We start from the raw sequence: 18,380 nt of genomic DNA on the forward strand, positions 1-18,380 counted from the left end.
GATTGGTGGAACGATCCGTATGGATCGGATGCGCAGACCATGCCCGGGCCGTGCATGCGTCGGAACCGACCGCCGGGAAACGTGACAGCCCCCGGACGATCCCGGGACGGTTCCCCGACGGCCGGGGCCGACTCGCCACCGAAGGGGTGACGATGACCGGCCCCGGACCCCGCGCCGGGTACTTGTGGAACCCCTCATCACGCCCATTCCGGGAGGTTCCCCATGCCCGTACGTCCCGCCCTCGGCGCCGCGGCCGGTTCCGCGCTGCTGCTGCTCGGCTTCGCCGCGGCGGCCCCCTCACCCGCGTCGGCCGCCCCCGCCGCCCCCTCGGAGTCCGTGACGGTGGACGCGGAGGGCCGGATGGCCGACGGGTCCGTCACCCTCTCCGGTACCTACCGCTGCCTCGGCGGCGACGGACCGGTCTTCGTCAGCTCCTCGGTCAGCCGGCCCTCGTCCGACACCCACTACTCCGTCGGCGGCACCCGCGCGGTCTGCGACGGCAAGGAGCACCGCTGGGAGAACACCGGAACCGTGCCCGCGGGCGTCATCGAGGCGGGCCGGGCCCGTGTCGAGGCCACCCTCATGGAGCTGCGCCCCAGCGGCATCCTCCTGCTGCCCGTCCCCCACGCGATCGAGCACCGGGACATCACCCTGGTCGAGGGCTGACCCGGGCCCGGCCGCTCACAGCTCGCCGGCCGGCCAGTCCAGCAGACGCGCTCCGATCACCGCCGTCTGGAGCATGTAGCGGTGGGACGCGTCCGACGGGTTGGCGCCGGTGAGCTTGTGGATGCGCTCCAGGCGGTACGTCAGCGCGCGCACGCTCAGCGAGAGCCGCCGGGCCGCCTCCGCGGCGACACAGCCGGAGTCGAAGTACGCGGTGAGCGTGTCCAGGAGGGGCGCGGCACCGCCGCGGGCCGTGGTCAGCGGCCCCAGGGTGTTGTGCACCAGGTCGGCCATGGCCTGGCGGTCGCGGGCCAGCACGGGATAGACGAGCAGGTCGGCGGCGCGCAGCACCGGATCGTCGAGCCCCAGCCGCTCGGCTATCTCCAGTGAGCTCAGGGCCTCCTCGTAGGACTGGACGACACCGCCAGGACCGGACTGCGGGCGCCCGACGGCGACCTGGCCACCGTCGGTGGCGGCGTGCGCCTGCTTGGCGAAGTACGTGAGCACCTCGCTCTGGTGTCCGGGCGCGATGCACAGCAGCCGCCCGTCCTTGGTGGTGAGCAGGATGCTGCGGTCACCGAACCGGGAGATCAGGGCGCGCTCCACCTGCCGCGGCACCGGGTCGCCCTCGTCGTAGGCGACCGCGCCCCGGGCGACCGCGACCGCGTGCTCGTGGGACAGCCGCAGCCCGAAGCGCTCGGCGCGCTCCGCCAGCCGCCCCAGATCGCTGCGGCCGTAGAGCAGGTCGTCGATGAACTCCCGCCGCGCAGCCTCCTCCTGGCGTACCGCCAGCCGCTGCGCCCGCTCGTACCCCTCGGCGAACGCGTCCACGACCTGTTGTACGGCCGCGAGCGCGCCGTCGGCCGAGTCCGTTCCGCGCGGCCACGCACCGCGGGCGCCGGACAGATGCGCGCTGACGAGGGAACGCAGACCGAACCCGGCCTCCGCGGCCCGTTCCCCCAGGGCCCGCCGGGAGGCGATCTCGTCGCGGGTGAGGCGTCTGCCCGTGGCCGCGACCTCGGCCAGAATGCGGGTATAGCCCTCCAGATACTCCTCCGGGACATCCCGTTCCGTCACGCGTTCCCCCCGGTTCTTGACGCTTCCCTGACGCGCCGGTTGTGTCGCACCGGCATCAAGACCCTAATGAATATTGCCGGGTTCCGGCAATGCGCGAGCGCGCCCCGAGCGGGCAGCATGGTCCGCGGGGAGCACCGCGGATGGTTCCGGTGCCGGGCACCGGCAGGTGCCCGCGCCGGAACCCGGAGGGGAGCGGTGCTACCCCCACGAACGTGAACGGTGAGCGGTGAACGGGAGGGCGCGCGGGATGCGGACGGCATCCGTCCGCGTCCGGCGCAGAACCGCGGCGCCGACTGAGCCGTCTCCTCCTCCACCGGACCTTCATCCGCCTCGCCAACGAGGCACCGCTCGACTTACTTTCTAGCCCGGGAGGACGTGTCCCATGGATGCCGCCACCGTGGGCATCGCCGTACTCGTCGGCGTCGCCCTGCTGCTCATGCTCATCGGCCTGCTCGTCGTCTCCAAACTGTTCCGCAAGGTGGAGCAGGGCAAGGCGCTGATCGTCTCCAAGATCCGCAAGGTCGATGTGACCTTCACCGGGTCGGTCGTGCTGCCGGTGCTGCACAAGGCCGAGGTGATGGACATCTCGGTGAAGACCATCGAGATCACCCGGGCCGGCAAGGAAGGGCTGATCTGCCGGGACAACATCCGCGCGGACATCCGCATCACGTTCTTCGTCAAGGTGAACAAGACGGTCGACGACGTCATCAAGGTCGCCCAGGCCGTCGGCACCGCGCGGGCCAGTGACCGCAACACGCTGCAGGAGCTGTTCCACGCCAAGTTCTCCGAGGCGCTGAAGACCGTCGGCAAGCAGATGGACTTCACCGACCTCTACACCAAGCGCGAGGAACTGCGGTACCGGATCATCGAGGTCATCGGCGTCGACCTCAGCGGTTACCACCTCGAGGACGCGGCGATCGACTACCTGGAGCAGACGCCGCTGACCCAGCTCGACCCGGGCAACGTCCTCGACGCGCAGGGCATCCGCAAGATCACCGAGCTGACGGCGGTGGAGCACGTCCGCACCAACGAGGCCCAGCGCAACGAGCAGAAGGAGATCACCCGGCAGGACGTCGACGCCCGCGAGGCGATCCTGGAGCTGGAGCGCCGGCAGGCCGACGCCGAGATCAAGCAGCGCCGGGAGATCGAGACCGTACGGGCCCGTGAGGAGGCCGAGACCGCGCGGGTGGTGGAGGAGGAGCGGCTGCGCGCGCAGAGCGCCTTCCTGCGCACCGAGGAGCAGCTCGGCGTGCAGCGCGAGAACCAGGCCCGTGAGGTCGCCGTCGCCGCCAAGAACCGCGAGCGGGTCATCGCCGTCGAGAGCGAGCGCATCGAGAAGGACCGCCTGCTGGAGGTCATCGCCCGCGAGCGGGAGACCCAGCTGACCCGGATCGCCGCCGACAAGGAGGTCGAGGCGGAGAAGCGGGAGATCGCCGAGGTCATCCGGGAGCGGGTGGCCGTGGACCGTACGGTCGCCGAGCAGGAGGAGGCCATCAAGAAGCTCCGTGCCGTGGAGGAGGCGGAGCGGCAGCGTCAGGCCGTGATCATCGCCGCGGAGGCCGAGGCGCAGGAGAAGCTGGTCAAGGACATCAAGGCCGCGGAGGCCGCCGAGCAGGCAGCCACGCACCGCGCCGCCGAGGAACTCACCCTCGCCGAGGCCCGGTTGAAGACCGCAGACCTCGACGCACGGGCCAAGCTGCGGCTGGCCGAGGGCGTCCAGGCGGAGTCCGCGGCCGAGGGGCTGGCCGTCGTGCAGGTCCGCGACAAGGAGGCCGACGTCATCGAGAAGGCGGGCCGCGCCGAGGCCGAGGCCACCCAGGCCCGGCTGCGCGCGGAGGCCGAGGGGGCGCGGGCCAAGGCCCTCGCCGACGCGGAGGCCATCAGCGGCAGGCTCCGCGCGGAGGCGGCCGGCCTCACCGAGAAGGCGGCGGCGATGGCCGCCCTCGACGAGGCGTCCCGCGGCCACGAGGAGTACCGGCTGCGGCTGGAGGCCGAGAAGGAGATCCGGCTGGCCGGACTGGACGTGCAGCGGCAGGTCGCCGAGGCACAGGCCACGGTCCTCGCCACCGGACTGGAGAACGCGGACATCAACATCGTCGGCGGCGAGTCGGTGTTCTTCGACCGGTTGGTGTCCTCGATCGCGCTCGGCAAGGGCGTGGACGGCTTCGTCCGGCACTCCGAGACGGCGCAGGCCCTCGCCGGGCCCTGGCTGGACGGTTCGGCGAGCTTCACCGACGACCTGAGCCGGATCCTGGGCTCCGTCTCCACCGCCGACGTGCAGAACCTCACGGTGTCCGCGCTGCTGATGCGACTGATGCAGCAGGGCGGTGAGAACACCGGCCGGTTCAAAGAACTGATCGAGAAAGCCGGTGAGTTGGGCCTCTCGGACACACCGCTGGCCGAGCTGAACGGCCACGCCAGGGCCTGACCACCCTCCGGTCGGGAGCCGCCGCACAGGGGACGGCGGCTCCCGACCGCACCTTCCGAGAGGCAGCCAGCCATGACCACCGGCACCCACGAGCCCCCGAACACGGCCCCGCGCGGAACGCCGGGCCCGGGCACACCCGGAACCAGCACCGCTCCCGGTCATTCCGGGACCGGCGCCTTTTCCGCGCCCGGCACCGCTTCTGCGCCCGGTGCCCTCCACGGCACGCCCGGAGCGGTCGGCTCCGAGGGGGCGCTCGGCTCGGACCGTTCCCGGGGGTCCTCCGGCACGGGCCGAACGCAGGGCACGCCCGACGGGGGCCGGTCCCGGGCGGCCTCCGGCCCGGGCGGGCGCGACGGGGACTCCAGGCCGGGCGGAGCCCCCGGGAGGTCCGAGCCGGGCGGATCCCGTGGGGCGTCCGGACGGGCCGGATCCCGTGAGGCGTCCGGCGCGGACACCGCTCGTGAGCGGGCCGGTGCCGGCGGGCCCCGTGGGGCGTCCCGTACGCCCGCGCCGGGCGGGACCGACGCGGCGGTCGACGGCGGCGCCTACCAGGTGCTGCGCGACCGCCTCGCCGCCCAGGCCGCCGAACTCGCCCGCCGTACCGAGGCGTTGAACCACCGCCGTGCCGATGAGTTCGGTGCCCCCGAACTGCGCCTCACCGGCACCGAGCGGCTGCGCACCGACCGCACCGCCGTGCCCCGCGACATCGTCGCCGTCGGCGACGTACTCCTCTTCGGCTACGACACCCGGCCCCGCCCGGAGGCCGGCACCGCGGTCACCGACGTCCTCGCCCCGCACGACCGCGACCTCAACCGCCTCCCCGACGACGCCGTCCCCGGACTCCTCGACGACCCCGACTTCGTCCGCGAGTTCGCCGCCCTGCACCGCTACTACCGCCAGGCCCGCCTGCTGCGGCTGCGCCGCGTCGACGGCAAGCTGCTCGCCGTCTTCCAGACCGGCGAGAAGGCCGGCGACATCCGCGTCCTGCGCTGGACGATCCCGGAGGACGGCCGGTCGGCGGTCTTCCTGGACGCGCGCGGCGACCGCGACCACGCCCGCACCCCGCCCGCCGACATCGACTGGACGCCCACCACCCGCGAGGACCACGTCCTCGGCCGCCACCCGCACGTCTCCGTCCAGGGCGAGGTCTTCGTCGACACCCTCGGCGGCACCCTCACCGTCAAGACCGAGAACGACACCGGCACCCCCGACGGCATCCACAGCGAACCGGTCGACGAGCCCCTGCAGTCCCTCGCCGACGCCGAGATCGCCCACGCCCGCGTCGGCCCCCTGATCCTGCTGCGGATCCTCCCCTACAAGGAGACCGCCCACCGCCACCTGGTCTTCAACACCCTCACCCGGTCCGTCGTCCGCCTCGACGGCATCGGACAGGGCCCCCGCCGGCTCCCCGACGACCAGGGCATCGTCTTCCCCGGCGGCTACTGCCTCGCCGCCGGCCCCCACAAGACGTACGAACTCGACACCACCGGAATGGAGTTCGCACACGAGGTGCGCTCGCCGCACGGCGAGGACGTGCTGTACGTCTTCCACGCGCCCGGACACGGACGCGCGCTGCTGCTGTCGTACAACCTCATCCGTGAGGCGGTCGCCACCCCGATGGCCTGCCACGGCTGGGCGCTGTTCGACGACGGACTCCTCGCCCTGCTGCGTCCCGACGGCGACGAACCCGCCCGCGTCCACCCCGTACAGCTGTGGCACTCGCCCTACGTCTCCGACACCCACGCCGCCGCCCAGCCCGTCGGCGAGGGCCCGCTGGCCCGGGTCGGCAACGCCGACCTCGTACGCGGCATCTCCGACTGTCTGTCCCTGGCCCGCTCCGTCGCCGAGACCACCCCCACCACCGAGGTGTACACGGCCCTGGCGGCCGCCTGTGTCCGCGCCCTGGACACCCACCACTGGCTGGGCGACAGCGAACTCGGCGACCTGCGCGCCCCGTTGACGGAGATGCGCGCCACCGCCGACCAGGTACTGGCCGAGTTCGAGACCGTACGCGACCTCACCCACCGGGCGGCCGAAGCGCTCGACGAGGCGGCGGACCGGATCGCCTCGGTGGTGCGCCGGCTGCGCGGCGAGCAGCCCCGCGAGGCCGCCGCCTGGGTCACCGGACTGACCGAACTCCGCCACGCCCAGGGCCATCTGCTGACCCTGAAGGACATGCGGTACGCGGATCACGCCCGCATCGACGCACTCGCCGACGGCGCCGAGGGCGACCTCGCCTCCTTCGGGCAGCGCGCGATCGCCTTCCTGGCCCGCGAGGACGCCTTCGCCGCCCACCACGCGGACGTCGAACGACTCGTCGCCGACGCCGAGTCGGTCACCACCACCGCCGAGGCCGCCCCGGTCGCCGCCCATCTGGACGAACTGGCCGACGGCCTGCGCACGGTGACCGAGGTGGTCGCCGGGCTCGACATCGCCGACGCCACCGTCCGTACGGTCGTCCTGGAGCGGGTCGCCGAGGAGATGGGCGGTGTCAACCGTGCCCGCGCCACCCTCGACGCCCGTCGCCGGTCCCTCCTCGACCGGGAGGCGCGAGCCGGTTTCGCCGCCGAACTCTCCCTCCTCGGCCAGACGGTCACCGGCGCCCTCGCGGCGGCGGACACCCCGGAGACCTGCGACGAGCAACTGACACGGGTCCTGGCCCAGTTGGAGGCCCTGGAGTCCCGCTTCGCCGAGTTCGACGACGTCCTCGGCGAGCTCGCCGACCGGCGCACCGAACTCTACGAGGCGTTCTCCGCCCGCAAGCAGAGCCTCTCCGACGCCCGTGCCCGCCGCGCCGAACAGCTCGCCTCCGCCGCCGACCGCGTACTGGAGACGATCACCCGGCGCTGTGCCACGCTCCCCGACACCGACGCGGTCAGCACCTACTTCGCCTCCGACCCGCTCGTCACCAAGGTCCGCCGCACCGCCGACGAACTGCGCGGACTCGGCGACCGCGTCCGCGCCGAGGAACTCGACGGCCGGCTGCGCTCCGCCCGCCAGGAGGCCGCCCGCGCCCTGCGCGACCGCACCGACCTCTACGCGGACGGCGGACGCGCCATCCGGCTGGGCGACCACCGGTTCGCCGTCTCCACCCAGCCCCTCGACCTCACCGTCGTCCCGCACGGCGACGGCCTCGCGCTCGCCCTCACCGGCACCGACTACCGCGCCCCCGTCACCGACCCCGCCCTCCTCGCCGACCGCCCGCTCTGGAACCGGCACCTGCCGTCCGAGTCACCCGAGGTCTACCGTGCCGAGCACCTCGCCGCCCGCCTGCTGCACGAACCCGGCCCCGACGCCCTGACCGGCGCCGACGACCTCGCCGCCCTGGTCCGCCGGACCGCCGAGGAGGCGTACGACGAGGGGTACGAGCGGGGCGTCCACGACCATGACGCCACCGCGATCCTCACCGCCGTACTGCCCCTGTACGACGGCGCGGGCCTGCTGCGCCACGAGCCCACCGCCCGCGCCCACGCCCTGCTGTACTGGACGCACGGCACCACGGCACAGGAGCGCGCCGACCTCACCCGCCGCGCCCGCTCCCTGGCCCGCGTCCGCGACGCCTTCGGGCCGCCGCCCGCCCTCGACGCGCTACGGAAGGAACTCGCCCGGACCATAGGCGTCTGGGACGCCTCAGCCCCCGTCCGCCCGGAGGCCTGCGCCGCCTACCTCTTCGACGAACTGACCACCGGCCCCGAGGGCTTCGTCATCAGCGCCCGCACCCGCACGCTCCTCGACACGTTCCGCCGCAAGGTCACCACCGAGGCCTACGACGACGACCTCCCCGCCCTCGCCGACCTCACCGCCCGCCGCCAACTGGTCGAGGCCTGGCTGACCGCGTACGCCGCGACCACCGGAGACGAGCTGACCGCCGGTGACCTCGCCGAGGCCGTGGCCGCCGAACTCTGCCCGGACACGCCCCGCCACACATCGGACGCGCCCCTGACCGTCACCGTGGACGGCCTGCTCGGCACCCACCCCCGGATCACCGACCGCCGCCTCACCCTCCGCCTGGACGAATTCCTCGCCCGCACCGAGGAGTTCAGGGAGCGTGACGTGCCCGCCTTCCGTGCCTTCCAGCGCCGCCGCACCGCACTGGTGACCGCCGAGCGCACCCGGCTGCGCCTGGACGACCACCGGCCGCGCGTGATGTCGTCGTTCGTCCGCAACCGCCTGGTCGACGAGGTCTACCTCCCGCTGGTCGGCGACAGCCTCGCCAAACAGCTCGGCACCACCGGCGAGTCCGGCCGCACCGGCACCGGCGGCCTGCTGCTGCTCGTCTCCCCGCCCGGCTACGGCAAGACGACCCTCATGGAGTACGTCGCCGACCGCCTCGGCCTGGTGCTGGTGAAGATCAGCGGCCCCGCGCTCGGCCACGCGGTCACCTCGCTCGACCCGGCCGAGGCACCGAACGCCACCGCCCGCCAGGAGATCGAGAAGATCAACTTCGCGCTGGCCGCCGGCAACAACACCCTGTTGTATGTGGACGACATCCAGCACACCTCGCCCGAACTGCTCCAGAAGTTCATCCCGTTGTGCGACGCCACGCGCCGGATGGAGGGTGTGTGGGAGGGTGAGCCGCGCACCTACGACCTGCGCGGGAAGCGGTTCGCCGTCTGCATGGCCGGCAACCCCTACACCGAGTCCGGTGAGGCCTTCCGGGTTCCGGACATGCTGGCCAACCGCGCCGACGTGTGGAACCTCGGCGACGTCCTCACCGGCAAGGAGGACGTCTTCGCGCTCAGTTTCGTGGAGAACGCCCTCACCGCCAACCCGGTGCTCGCCCCGCTCGCCGGCCGCGACCGCGCCGACCTCGACCTGCTGATCCGCCTCGCCGAGAACGACCCCACCGCCCGCGCCGACCGCCTCACCCACCCCTACGCCCCCACCGAACTGGACCGCGTCCTGGCGGTGTTGCGCCACCTGCTCACCGCCCGCCGGACCGTCCTCACCGTCAACGCGGCGTACATCGCCTCCGCCGCCCAGTCCGACGACGCCCGCACCGAGCCGCCGTTCCGCCTCCAGGGCTCCTACCGCAACATGAACAAGATCGCCCAGCGGATCCAGCCCGTCATGAACGCCGCCGAGCTGGCCGCCGTCATCGACGACCACTACACGGCCGAGGCCCAGACCCTCACCACGGGCGCCGAGTCGAACCTGCTCAAGCTCGCCGAACTGCGCGGCCGACTCACCGCCGAACAGTCGGCCCGCTGGGCCGAGTTGAAGGCGGCCCAGGTCCGCGCCCTGACCCTGGGCGGTCCCGACGACGACGCCCTGGCCCGTGCGGTGGCCGCCCTCGCCCTCCTCGGCGACCGCATCGCCGCCGTCGAGTCGGCCATCACCCGGGCGGCGGACCCGCGCCGGCTGATGGCCAACCCGACCCCCGAGAACAACTGACGATGCCCCGCCCTGCTCCCGCGGAGGTGCCCACCGGACCCTGGTCGTCCGAGACACGCGCGGCATACGGCTCGGCGTCACCTCCGCCGCCGGGCCGCCCGCGTGTACCTCGGCGACGGACGGCGCCTGCCCCTCGTCGTACACACCGTGCTGGTGGAGATCGGTCACGCGACCCGACCGTCCCTCACGGGACGTCGGTGTCCGTGGTGGACGCGGTCACCAGCGACGCCAGCTCTTCCGGAGTCCGGGGGCCGGCGGCCGTACCGGTCAGCAACCCCCGCGCCCGCAGAAGCCGCGCGACCGTGACTCCCCACGGCAGCCGCAGCCCCGCCGCCGCGAGGAGTTCCGTGCGGGCCAGCATGTCGGCCGCCGGGCCGGTGTGTGCGCCGGACGGGGTGAGCAGGGCCGCGTCGTCGGCCCAGCGCAGGGCGAGGTCCACGTCGTGGGTGGCCATGACGACCGTCGTGCCGTTCTCGCGCAGGCCGTCGAGGGTCGCGAGGAGGCGTTCCTGGCCGTCGGGGTCCAGGCCCGCCGTCGGCTCGTCGAGGACCAGGACGCGGGGCCGCATGGCGACCGCGCCCGCGATCGCCGTCCGCTTGCGCTGCCCGTAGGACAGCAGGTGCGTGGGACGGTCGGCGAGGGCGGTGATGTCCAGCGCGGCGAGCGACTCCGCCACCCGGGCGCGCACCTCCGCGTCGGGCAGGCCGAGGTTGAGCGGCCCGAACGACACGTCCTGGCCGACCGACGCCGCGAACAACTGGTCGTCGGGGTCCTGCACCACCAGTTGCACGGTGGTGCGCAGCGCCGTCAGCCCTTTCCGGTTGTACCGCACCGCCCGGCCCTCGACGGTCAACTCGCCGCTGTCCGGGCGAAGTCCGCCGCTGAGCAGTCGCATCAGCGTCGTCTTCCCGCTGCCGTTGCGCCCCAGCAGCGCCAACGCGCGCCCCTCGCGCACCTCGAAGTCCAGGCCGCTGAGCACGGGCGGGCCGTCCTCGTACGCGAACGACGCGCCCCGCAGGGCGACCAGCACGGACTCGTTCACGGCAGTGGCCTTTCCAGTACGAAGGTGAGGGCGGCCAGTGCCGCAAGGAGCGCCACGCTCAGCGCCGTGAACCGGACGGAGACACGGGCCTCGGGCACCAGCACGCGCAGGGTGCCGTCGTAACCGCGTCCGGCCAGCCCGGTCTGCAGTCGCGCCGCCCGGTCGAAGGACCGGACGAACGCGGTCGCGCCGAGTCCGCCGAGGGACCGCCAGGCCGCCGCGCGGGTGGTGTGTCCGAGCCGGGCCGCCTGCGCCTCCCTGATGCGGCGCACCGAGTCCAGCAGCAGGAAGCTCATCCGGTACGTCACCAGCGCCACGTCCACGAGCGGCGCCGGTACCCCGGCCCGCACCAGGCGCGGCAGCAGATCCGACATGGGTGTGGTGAAGGCGAACAGCAGCACGCCCAGCGAGGCCGCCGACGTGCGCAGCATCAACTCCCCGGCGCGCAGCGGCCCGTCCTCGGCCCAGGACACGAACCCGCCCGGCCCGCCCACCCGCACCAGCAGCGTCAGAGCCCCGGTGACGCAGAAGCCCAGCGGCACCCGGTACGCCCGCCACAGCCGCCGCCCCGGCACCCCCGCCGGGCCGAGCAGCACCGCGAGCGCCGTCACCAGCACCAGGGCCGCGCCCGGCCACGGCGGCAGCGAGATGGCGAGCAGGGTGAGTCCCAGCCCCAGTACGGCCTTGTCCACGGGATGACGGCGGCGCCAGCGACTGCTGTGCGCCGCCGCGTCGATCGGCAGCACGTGCCGTCAGACCCGTCGTCGTTCGGAAGCGGCCTCGTCACCGGCGTCCGCGTCCGCCTCGGCCCGCAGCCGCGCCAGCGCCCGCGCCTCCCCCTGCCGCCGCCCGCGCCGCAGCCCGAAGTAGTACGTGAGGACGCCCGCGCCGACCGCCGCCTGGAGGGCGAACAGCGCCGACTCGATCTCGCCGGACGGCGGTTCGTACAGCGGGGAGAACCACGGCTCGTAGTCAGGGTCGATCTCGGTGATCGCCGTCTCGGCCTCGGCGTCCGCGCCGGTGAACGGCTCCTCCTTGTGGTCGCCGAGCCCGAACGCCAGCGGGAGCACGGCGAGCGCGGCCACCAGCACCAGCAGCAGCGTGTTGATCTTCGCGTTGCGGCTCATCGGGCCACCGCCTCCGCCGAGTCGGACGACTTCGCCGTCTTCCGCCCGGCCGCCGACGTCACCAGCACCCCGAGCCGCGTCAGCTCCCCCTTGCTCGACTGCACCAGCATGCGCATCACCAGCACGGTCAGCAGCCCCTCGCTCACCGCGAGCGGGATCTGCGTCACGGCGAAGATGGAGCCGAACTTGCCCAGCGCGCCCAGGAACCCGCTCCCCGGGTCGGGGAAGGCGAGCGCCAGCTGCACGCTCGTCACGCAGTACGTCGACAGGTCGGCGACGAACGCGCCGAAGAACACCGCCACCATCAGCGGCACGTCGTACCGGCGCAGCAGCCGGTAGACGCCGTATCCGGCCCAGGGGCCGACGACCGCCATCGAGAAGACGTTGGCGCCCAGTGTGGTCAGCCCGCCGTGGGCGAGCAGCAGTGCCTGGAACAGCAGGGTGATGGTGCCCAGCACCGCCATGACCGGCGGCCGGAACAGGATCGCGCCCAGACCCGTGCCGGTGGGGTGGGAGCAACTCCCCGTGACCGACGGCAGTTTCAGCGCGGACAGGACGAACGTGAACGCTCCCGACGCGCCGAGCAGCAGCGTGCTCTCGGGATGTTCCCTGACTTCACGGATGAGCGACCGGGCTCCGTGGACGACGAACGGCGCCGACGCGACACCCCAGGCGACCGCGTGCGCAGGTGGCAGAAAACCCTCGGCTATGTGCATGGCTCAGCAGACCCTCTCCAGCACCTCGTGGATGGTTGACGTGCCTTGGCCGGTCTCCTGGCTGACGGGTACCACCGCCCGTGCTCCGCCTTCCCGGGTCCCGAGGGACCCAGTGGCCGTCCGCGAGGACTGGAGCCGGACTTCCCGATCACAGTGGCGAGGGCCGCACCGGTATCGCACCGATTTCCCGTCACCAAGGCGTGGTGACAGTAGTGCCCGTTCCGGTCCGGTGACAAGCGGCCGCCGGGGGCGCGCGGACGGCGCCCGGCGGCTCGCACCCCGGCGCACACCTGCGCACTTGACACGAGCGGCGCCGTCCGTCGGAGCGGGGGAGTGGGGGGCCGCCGTCCTGGGCAGTACCTAGCTGCAATTAATATGCAACAACGATTTCCGGGCAACAGGGATGTGAGGTTCGATGACGACCCGACGAATACGGGGTACCGCCGCCGTGGTCGCGATGGCCGGTGCGGTCACCGCCTGCTCGGCGCCGAGCGACGGCGGCGCGGACGGCGGAGCGTCCGCCGGATCCGTCGTGATCGGGGTCCCGTCCGAACCGGACACGCTCAGCCCGCTGCTCGGCTACGGCAAGGACGGCAACTCCAAGATCTTCGACGGACTCCTCGCCCGCGACGCCGACATGAAGCTGAAGCCCGCCCTGGCGAAGGCGCTCCCCGAGGTCACCGACGGCGGCCGCACCTACACGTACACCCTGCGCGACGGCGTGAAGTTCAGCGACGGCGAGCCGCTGACCGCCGACGACGTGGTCTTCACGTACGACACCGTGCTGGACGAGAAGACCAACAACACCGCCAAGAGCGAACTGGACGCCATCAAGGAGGTCCGGGCCGACGGCGACGACAAGGTCGTCTTCACCCTCGACTACCCCTACGCGGCCTTCGCCGCCCGCACGGTGCTGCCCGTCGTCCCCGAGCACATCGCGGGCGGACAGGACCCCAACACCGGCTCCTTCAACACCGAGCCGGTCGGCACCGGACCGTACGTCCTCACCGGCTGGAGCAAGGGCGAAAAGCTCACCTTCAAGGCCAATCCGGACTACTGGGGCGGCGCCCCGAAGGTGAAAAAGCTCACCATGGCGATCATCGCCGACGACGACGTCCGCGCCACCCGGCTGCGCTCCGGCGACCTCGACGGCGCGACCCTCCCGCCCAACCTCGCCGCCACCTTCAAGAACGACGACGGCAGGAAGACGTACCGGGCGACGTCGTACGACTTCCGCGCCGTCAGCCTCCCCACCGGCAACCCCGTCGCCGGGGACACCGCGATCCGCCGCGCCCTCGACCTCGCCGTGGACCGCCGGGCCATGGTCGACAAGATCCTCGACGGCGCCGGCCGTCCCGCCTACGGCCCGCTGCCCGTCGACGACCCCTGGTACGCCGAGGGCATCGACCGCCCCCAGGACCTCGACGAGGCCAAGAGCATCCTCGACGAGGCCGGCTGGAAGGCCGGCGAGGACGGCATCCGCGCCAAGGACGGCCGCGCCGCCCGCTTCACCCTCTACTACCCCTCCGGCGACAAGGTCCGCCAGGACCACGCCCTCGCCTACGCCTCCGACGCCAAGAAGGCCGGCATCGACGTCGAGGTGGAGAGTGCCACCTGGGAGGTCATCGAACCCCGGATGAACCGGGACGCCGTCCTCGCCGGCTTCGGCAGCACCGGCGACCCCGACTTCGGCCTCTACACGCTCCTGCACTCCTCCCTCGCCGGCGACGGCTTCAACAACATGGCCCTCTACGACAACCCGGCCGTCGACGAGGCCCTCGACGCAGGCCGCCGCAGCCAGGACCCGGAGGACCGCAAGGCCGCCTACGACACCCTCCAGCGCGAACTGGTGAAGAACCCCGGCTACACCTTCCTCACCCACATCGACCACATGTACGTCCTCGCCGACCGCTGGAAGGACCTCACCACCCAGACCGAACCGCACGAGCACGGCTTCGCCAGCGGCCCCTGGTGGAACGTCGAGGACTGGCAGCCCGCCACATGACCGCCCTCCCCTGGGGAGAGATGACCCGGCTCACGGCACGGCGGGCCCTGTTCGCCGTGCCGGTGCTGCTCGTCGTCACCTTCGGCGTGTTCGCCGTCGCCGCCGCCTCCCCCTTCGACCCCGTCAAGGCGTACGCCGGCACCGCCGCGCTCGGCGCCGACCAGGAGACCCTGGACCGGCTGCGGGAGAACCTCGGCGTGGACCGGCCGTTCACCGCCCGCTGGTGGGACTGGCTGACCTCCGCGCTCGGCGGCGACCTCGGCCAGTCCACCGTGATGCGCCAGCCCGTCGCCGAGGTGATCGGCGAACGCCTGGTCTGGTCGGCCCTGTTGTGCGCCGTCGCGTTCGCCGCCGCCGTCCTGCTCGGCACCGTGCTCGGCGTCCTCGCCGCCCGCCGCCCCGGCTCGCTCCTCGACCGTACGGTCACCTCCCTCGCGTACGCCCTGGAGGCCGCCCCGGTCTTCTGGACCGCCCTGCTCGCCGTCTGGCTGTTCGCCCTCGAACTGGACGTCCTCCCGGCCGGCGGCCTCACCGACACCGGCAGCGAACAGGTCACCTTCGGCCAGGTCACGAGCCACCTGATCCTGCCCGCCGGCGTCCTCGCCGTCTCCCAACTGCCCTGGTTCACGCTGTACGTCCGTCAGGGCGTCGGCGACGCCCTCGCGGAGGACCCCGTGCGCGGCGCTCGCGCCCGCGGCCTGAGCGAACGCACCGTCCTGCTCGGCCACGCCCTGCGCTCCGGACTGCTCCCCGTGCTCACCCTGATCGGCTCCCGCGTCCCCGAACTCATCACCGGCGCCCTGCTGGTGGAGACCGTGTTCAGCTGGCCGGGCATCGCCGCGGCCACCGTCGAGGCGGCCACCTCCGTCGACTTCCCGCTGCTGGCCGCGCTGACCACCCTCGCCACCGCCGCCGTCCTCGCCGGAAACCTCCTCGCCGACCTGCTCTACGGACTGATCGACCCGAGGGTGAAGCTGAATGAGATGTGACCCACATGGCTGACACCACCACCGCCGTGACGAAGACGGTGTGGCGCGCACACGGCACCGCCCGCCGCTCCACCCACACCCTCCGCCTGCGCGTCTCCGCGACCCTGGTCGCCGTGACGGTCCTCGCGGTGCTCCTCGTACCGCCGCTGGTCCGACTCGACCAGCAGGCCGTCGACCTCGCCGCCAAACTCCTGCCGCCGTCCTGGTCCCACCCCTTCGGCACCGACGACGTGGGCCGCGACCTGCTGCTGCGCTGCGTCTACGGGCTCAGGGTGTCGTTGCTGGTGGGCGTGGTGGCCGCCCTCACCGCCACCGTGATCGGCACCGCCGTCGGCGCCACCGCCGGCGCGCTCGGCGGCTGGGTCGACCGCGCGGTCATGCGCCTGGTCGACACCTTCTCCTCCGTACCGCACCTGCTGCTCGGCGTCTTCATCGTCGCCATGTTCCGGCCGGGCGTCTGGCCGGTGGTGATCTCCGTCGGCCTCACCCACTGGCTGTCCACCGCCCGGATCGTCCGCGCCGAGGTCCTCTCGCTGCGCTCCCGCCCCTACATCGACGCGGCCGTCTCCGGCGGCGCCTCCCGGTGGCGGGTCGTCGTACGGCACCTGCTGCCCGGTGTGCTGCCCCAGGCCGGCCTCGCCGCCGTCCTCATGGTGCCGCACGCCATGTGGCACGAGTCGGCCCTGTCCTTCCTCGGCCTCGGCCTGCCCACCCACACCGCCAGCCTCGGCACCCTCATCCAGGGCGCCCGCGGCTCCCTGCTCGCCGGACAGTGGTGGCCGACCCTCTTCCCCGGCCTGTTCCTGATCATCCCCACCCTCGCCGTCGCCGGCCTCGCCGGTGTCTGGCGGGAGCGGATCAACCCCCGCCGCCGATCGGAGCTGACGCTGTGACGACCGAGCGACCTCCCGTGCTGTCGGTCCGAGGACTGTCCGTACGCTTCCTGCTGCCGGGCGGGCGCCGCGTCGCCGCCGTCACCGACGCCCACTTCGACGTGGCGCCCGGCGAATGTCTCGCCCTGATCGGCGAGAGCGGCTGCGGCAAGTCCGTCCTCGCCTCCGCCCTCCTCGGCCTGCTCCCCGCCAACGCCCAGACCGCCGGCAGCGCGCTGCTCGGCGGACTGGACCTGCTGACCGCCGACGAACGCACCCTCGCCCGCACCGTGCGGGGCCGCCGCATCGGCCTCATCCCGCAGAGCCCGGCCGCCCACCTCACCCCCGTACGCACCATCCGCTCCCAACTGGAGGAGACGGTCGCCCAGCTCACCGGCGTCCGGGGCCGCACGGCCCTGCGCACCGCGGCCGAACAGGCCGCCGAACGCGCCGGGTTCCCGCCGGGCCACCTCGACCGCCACCCCCACGAACTCTCCGGCGGCCTGGCCCAGCGCGCCGCCACCGCCCTCGCCCTGGTGGGCGAGGCACCCCTCCTCCTGGCCGACGAACCCACCACAGGCCTGGACCGCGACCTGGTGGACCGCACCGTCGACGAACTGCGCCGCCACGTCGACGCCGACGGCGACCGGGCGCTCCTGATGATCACCCACGACCTCGCGGCGGCGGAACGCGTCGCCGACCGGGTGGCCGTCATGTACGCGGGCCGCATCGTCGAACTGACCGAAGCAAGCGCCTTCTTCGGCACACCGGGCCCACGCCACCCCTACAGCCGGGGCCTGTTGGAGGCACTCCCGGACCGGTCCTTCACCCCCATCCCCGGACTGCCACCCGAACTCGGCGCCCTCCCCGACGGCTGCGCCTTCGCCCCCCGCTGCGACCGCGCCACGGACACCTGCACGACCCTCCCGCCCTTCACCGGGTCGGTCGCCTGCCACCACCCGGCCCCGGCACCCACCCCCGAGGACATCCGTGCTTGAACTACGCGCCATCACCGCCGGATACGACCGACAGGCCCCCGCCGTACGGGACGCCACCCTCACCGTCACCCCCGGCGAGTCCGTCGGCCTGCTCGGCCCCAGCGGCTGCGGCAAGTCCACCCTCGCGAGGGTCGCCGCCCTCCTCCACCGCCCGGACGCCGGGGAAGTCGTCCTCGACGGCACCCCCGTACACCGCTGGCGCCACCGCGCCCCACGCGAACTGCGCACCGCCGTCGGCGTCGTCTTCCAGCAGCCCCGCCTCTCCGCCGACCCGCGTCTGCGCCTGGCCGACCTGATCGCGGAACCCCTGCGCGCCACGGGCCGCCGCTCGTCCGTCCCCGACCGGGTGGCCGAACTCGCCGAAACCGTCGGCCTGACCCCCGACCTGCTCACCCGCCGCCCCCACGAGGTCAGCGACGGCCAGCTCCAGCGCGCCTGCCTCGCCCGCGCGCTGGTGCTGCGCCCCCGCTGGCTGATCTGCGACGAGATGACGGCCATGCTGGACGCGTCGACCACGGCCGCGCTGGTCGGGGTCGTCGAGGCCTACCGCACCTCGACGGGCGCGGGCCTGCTGGCCGTGGGCCACGACCGGGCCCTCCTGAACCGCTGGTGCGACCGCACGGCCGACTGGAAGACGGTCACCGGATGGTGATGTCGCGTCCCTGAATGATGGTGTTGTTGTCCCTGGCCGTCACCGTCGCCGTCACCGTGCCGGGACCGGCCGCATCGCCCCGCTGCGGCAGGAGGGGAGCCAGCTCCTGATCCAGCACGCGTTGCAGCTCCCGTGCCAGCCCCGGATCGTTGTTCACCAGCCGCTGGAGCTTCCGCTGCCAGTCCTGGGCGAGCCCGGTCTCCGCGTCGGCGTCGTCGGCGCCGCGTGCCGCGAGGACCTCCTCGCGCACCTCGTCCAGCTCCTCCTGGATGGCGGTGACCCGTGCGGGGTGCACACGCTGCCACAGATCGACCATCGCGGTACGCGCCTGCTGCCAGGCGTCGGTCGCCATCGCACTCACCAGGGCGGTCCCGGCCGCCAGTACCACTGGATCCACGCTGCCTCCATGTTCCGGTT

The 18,380-nt window shown here is 73.1% G+C and carries 14 protein-coding genes and 1 riboswitch; of the genes, 8 read left to right on the forward strand and 6 right to left on the reverse strand.

Annotated features, from left to right (window positions below; all coding sequences use genetic code 11):
• The first annotated feature begins 222 nt into the window (after positions 1-222).
• Entirely contained in the window at positions 223-666 is a 444-nt protein-coding gene (locus AMK33_RS01440; protein ID WP_073930818.1) for a DUF6299 family protein, read from the forward strand.
• Between the two features lie 15 nt (positions 667-681).
• Here AMK33_RS01440 and AMK33_RS01445 read toward each other — a convergent pair whose 3' ends face one another.
• Positions 682-1,740: a PucR family transcriptional regulator gene (locus AMK33_RS01445; RefSeq protein WP_073930819.1), complete on the reverse strand. Its 1,059-nt coding sequence runs from the start codon at positions 1,738-1,740 to the stop codon at positions 682-684.
• A 382-nt stretch (positions 1,741-2,122) separates the two neighbouring features.
• Between AMK33_RS01445 and AMK33_RS01450 the strand changes: the two genes are divergently transcribed.
• Both AMK33_RS01450 and AMK33_RS01455 read left to right on the forward strand, forming a co-directional pair.
• The gene (locus AMK33_RS01450) at positions 2,123-4,168 is read left to right on the forward strand and encodes an SPFH domain-containing protein (protein WP_073930820.1); all 2,046 of its coding nucleotides are present in this window, start codon (positions 2,123-2,125) and stop codon (positions 4,166-4,168) included.
• A 552-nt stretch (positions 4,169-4,720) separates the two neighbouring features.
• Positions 4,721-9,562: a DNA repair ATPase gene (locus AMK33_RS01455; protein WP_107424985.1), complete on the forward strand. Its 4,842-nt coding sequence runs from the start codon at positions 4,721-4,723 to the stop codon at positions 9,560-9,562.
• A gap of 184 nt (positions 9,563-9,746) precedes the next feature.
• On the opposite strand, the gene AMK33_RS01460 is transcribed toward AMK33_RS01455, so the two are convergent.
• From AMK33_RS01460 to AMK33_RS01475, 4 genes are read right to left on the reverse strand one after another with little or no spacing between them, the layout of a single operon-like run.
• A complete protein-coding gene (locus tag AMK33_RS01460; protein WP_073930821.1) occupies positions 9,747-10,604 on the reverse strand; it encodes an energy-coupling factor ABC transporter ATP-binding protein in 858 nt (285 codons plus the stop codon).
• Positions 10,601-11,350 (reverse strand): cobalt ECF transporter T component CbiQ, encoded by a 750-nt coding sequence (gene cbiQ / locus AMK33_RS01465; RefSeq protein ID WP_073930822.1) that lies wholly within the window; start codon positions 11,348-11,350, stop codon positions 10,601-10,603. Before cbiQ ends, AMK33_RS01460 begins: the two co-directional genes overlap by 4 nt.
• A 6-nt stretch (positions 11,351-11,356) precedes the next feature.
• Positions 11,357-11,731 (reverse strand): energy-coupling factor ABC transporter substrate-binding protein, encoded by a 375-nt coding sequence (locus AMK33_RS01470; protein WP_073930823.1) that lies wholly within the window; start codon positions 11,729-11,731, stop codon positions 11,357-11,359.
• The gene (locus tag AMK33_RS01475; protein WP_073930824.1) at positions 11,728-12,447 is read right to left on the reverse strand and encodes an energy-coupling factor ABC transporter permease; all 720 of its coding nucleotides are present in this window, start codon (positions 12,445-12,447) and stop codon (positions 11,728-11,730) included. Before AMK33_RS01475 ends, AMK33_RS01470 begins: the two co-directional genes overlap by 4 nt.
• A 30-nt stretch (positions 12,448-12,477) precedes the next feature.
• Positions 12,478-12,660: riboswitch (cobalamin riboswitch) on the reverse strand.
• Positions 12,661-12,862: 202 nt separating this feature from the next.
• Here AMK33_RS01475 and AMK33_RS01480 point away from each other — a divergent pair.
• The 5 genes from AMK33_RS01480 to AMK33_RS01500 are packed head-to-tail and all read left to right on the forward strand — an operon-like array spanning position 12,863 to position 17,963.
• Entirely contained in the window at positions 12,863-14,452 is a 1,590-nt protein-coding gene (locus AMK33_RS01480) for an ABC transporter substrate-binding protein (protein ID WP_073930825.1), read from the forward strand.
• Positions 14,453-14,472: 20 nt separating this feature from the next.
• The gene (locus AMK33_RS01485; RefSeq protein WP_073931471.1) at positions 14,473-15,441 is read left to right on the forward strand and encodes an ABC transporter permease; all 969 of its coding nucleotides are present in this window, start codon (positions 14,473-14,475) and stop codon (positions 15,439-15,441) included.
• A 5-nt stretch (positions 15,442-15,446) separates the two neighbouring features.
• Complete coding sequence (locus AMK33_RS01490; protein WP_073930826.1) at positions 15,447-16,334, forward strand: ABC transporter permease; 888 nt, start codon at positions 15,447-15,449, stop codon at positions 16,332-16,334.
• On the forward strand, positions 16,331-17,311 hold the full coding sequence (locus AMK33_RS01495; protein WP_073930827.1) for an ABC transporter ATP-binding protein: 981 nt from the start codon (positions 16,331-16,333) through the stop codon (positions 17,309-17,311). The genes AMK33_RS01490 and AMK33_RS01495 overlap by 4 nt, the downstream gene beginning before the upstream one ends.
• The gene (locus AMK33_RS01500; protein WP_073930828.1) at positions 17,304-17,963 is read left to right on the forward strand and encodes an ABC transporter ATP-binding protein; all 660 of its coding nucleotides are present in this window, start codon (positions 17,304-17,306) and stop codon (positions 17,961-17,963) included. Before AMK33_RS01495 ends, AMK33_RS01500 begins: the two co-directional genes overlap by 8 nt.
• Here the strand turns inward: AMK33_RS01500 and AMK33_RS01505 are convergent.
• Positions 17,950-18,360, reverse strand: a complete 411-nt coding sequence (locus AMK33_RS01505; RefSeq protein WP_073930829.1) for a hypothetical protein — start codon at positions 18,358-18,360, stop codon at positions 17,950-17,952. The genes AMK33_RS01500 and AMK33_RS01505 overlap by 14 nt on opposite strands.
• Between the last annotated feature and the right edge of the window lie 20 nt (positions 18,361-18,380).

Source organism: Streptomyces sp. CB02400 (assembly GCF_001905725.1).
GTDB lineage: Bacteria > Actinomycetota > Actinomycetes > Streptomycetales > Streptomycetaceae > Streptomyces > Streptomyces atrovirens.

Bases quoted from the DNA above. Each gene is read 5' to 3' on its own strand.
- AMK33_RS01475 (WP_073930824.1), bottom strand. From the start codon at position 12,447: ATGCACATAGCCGAGGGTTTTCTGCCACCTGCGCACGCGGTCGCCTGG.
- AMK33_RS01480 (WP_073930825.1), top strand. From the start codon at position 12,863: ATGACGACCCGACGAATACGGGGTACCGCCGCCGTGGTCGCGATGGCC.
- AMK33_RS01485 (WP_073931471.1), top strand. From the start codon at position 14,473: ATGACCCGGCTCACGGCACGGCGGGCCCTGTTCGCCGTGCCGGTGCTG.
- AMK33_RS01490 (WP_073930826.1), top strand. From the start codon at position 15,447: ATGGCTGACACCACCACCGCCGTGACGAAGACGGTGTGGCGCGCACAC.
- AMK33_RS01470 (WP_073930823.1), bottom strand. From the start codon at position 11,731: ATGAGCCGCAACGCGAAGATCAACACGCTGCTGCTGGTGCTGGTGGCC.
- AMK33_RS01440 (WP_073930818.1), top strand. From the start codon at position 223: ATGCCCGTACGTCCCGCCCTCGGCGCCGCGGCCGGTTCCGCGCTGCTG.
- AMK33_RS01450 (WP_073930820.1), top strand. From the start codon at position 2,123: ATGGATGCCGCCACCGTGGGCATCGCCGTACTCGTCGGCGTCGCCCTG.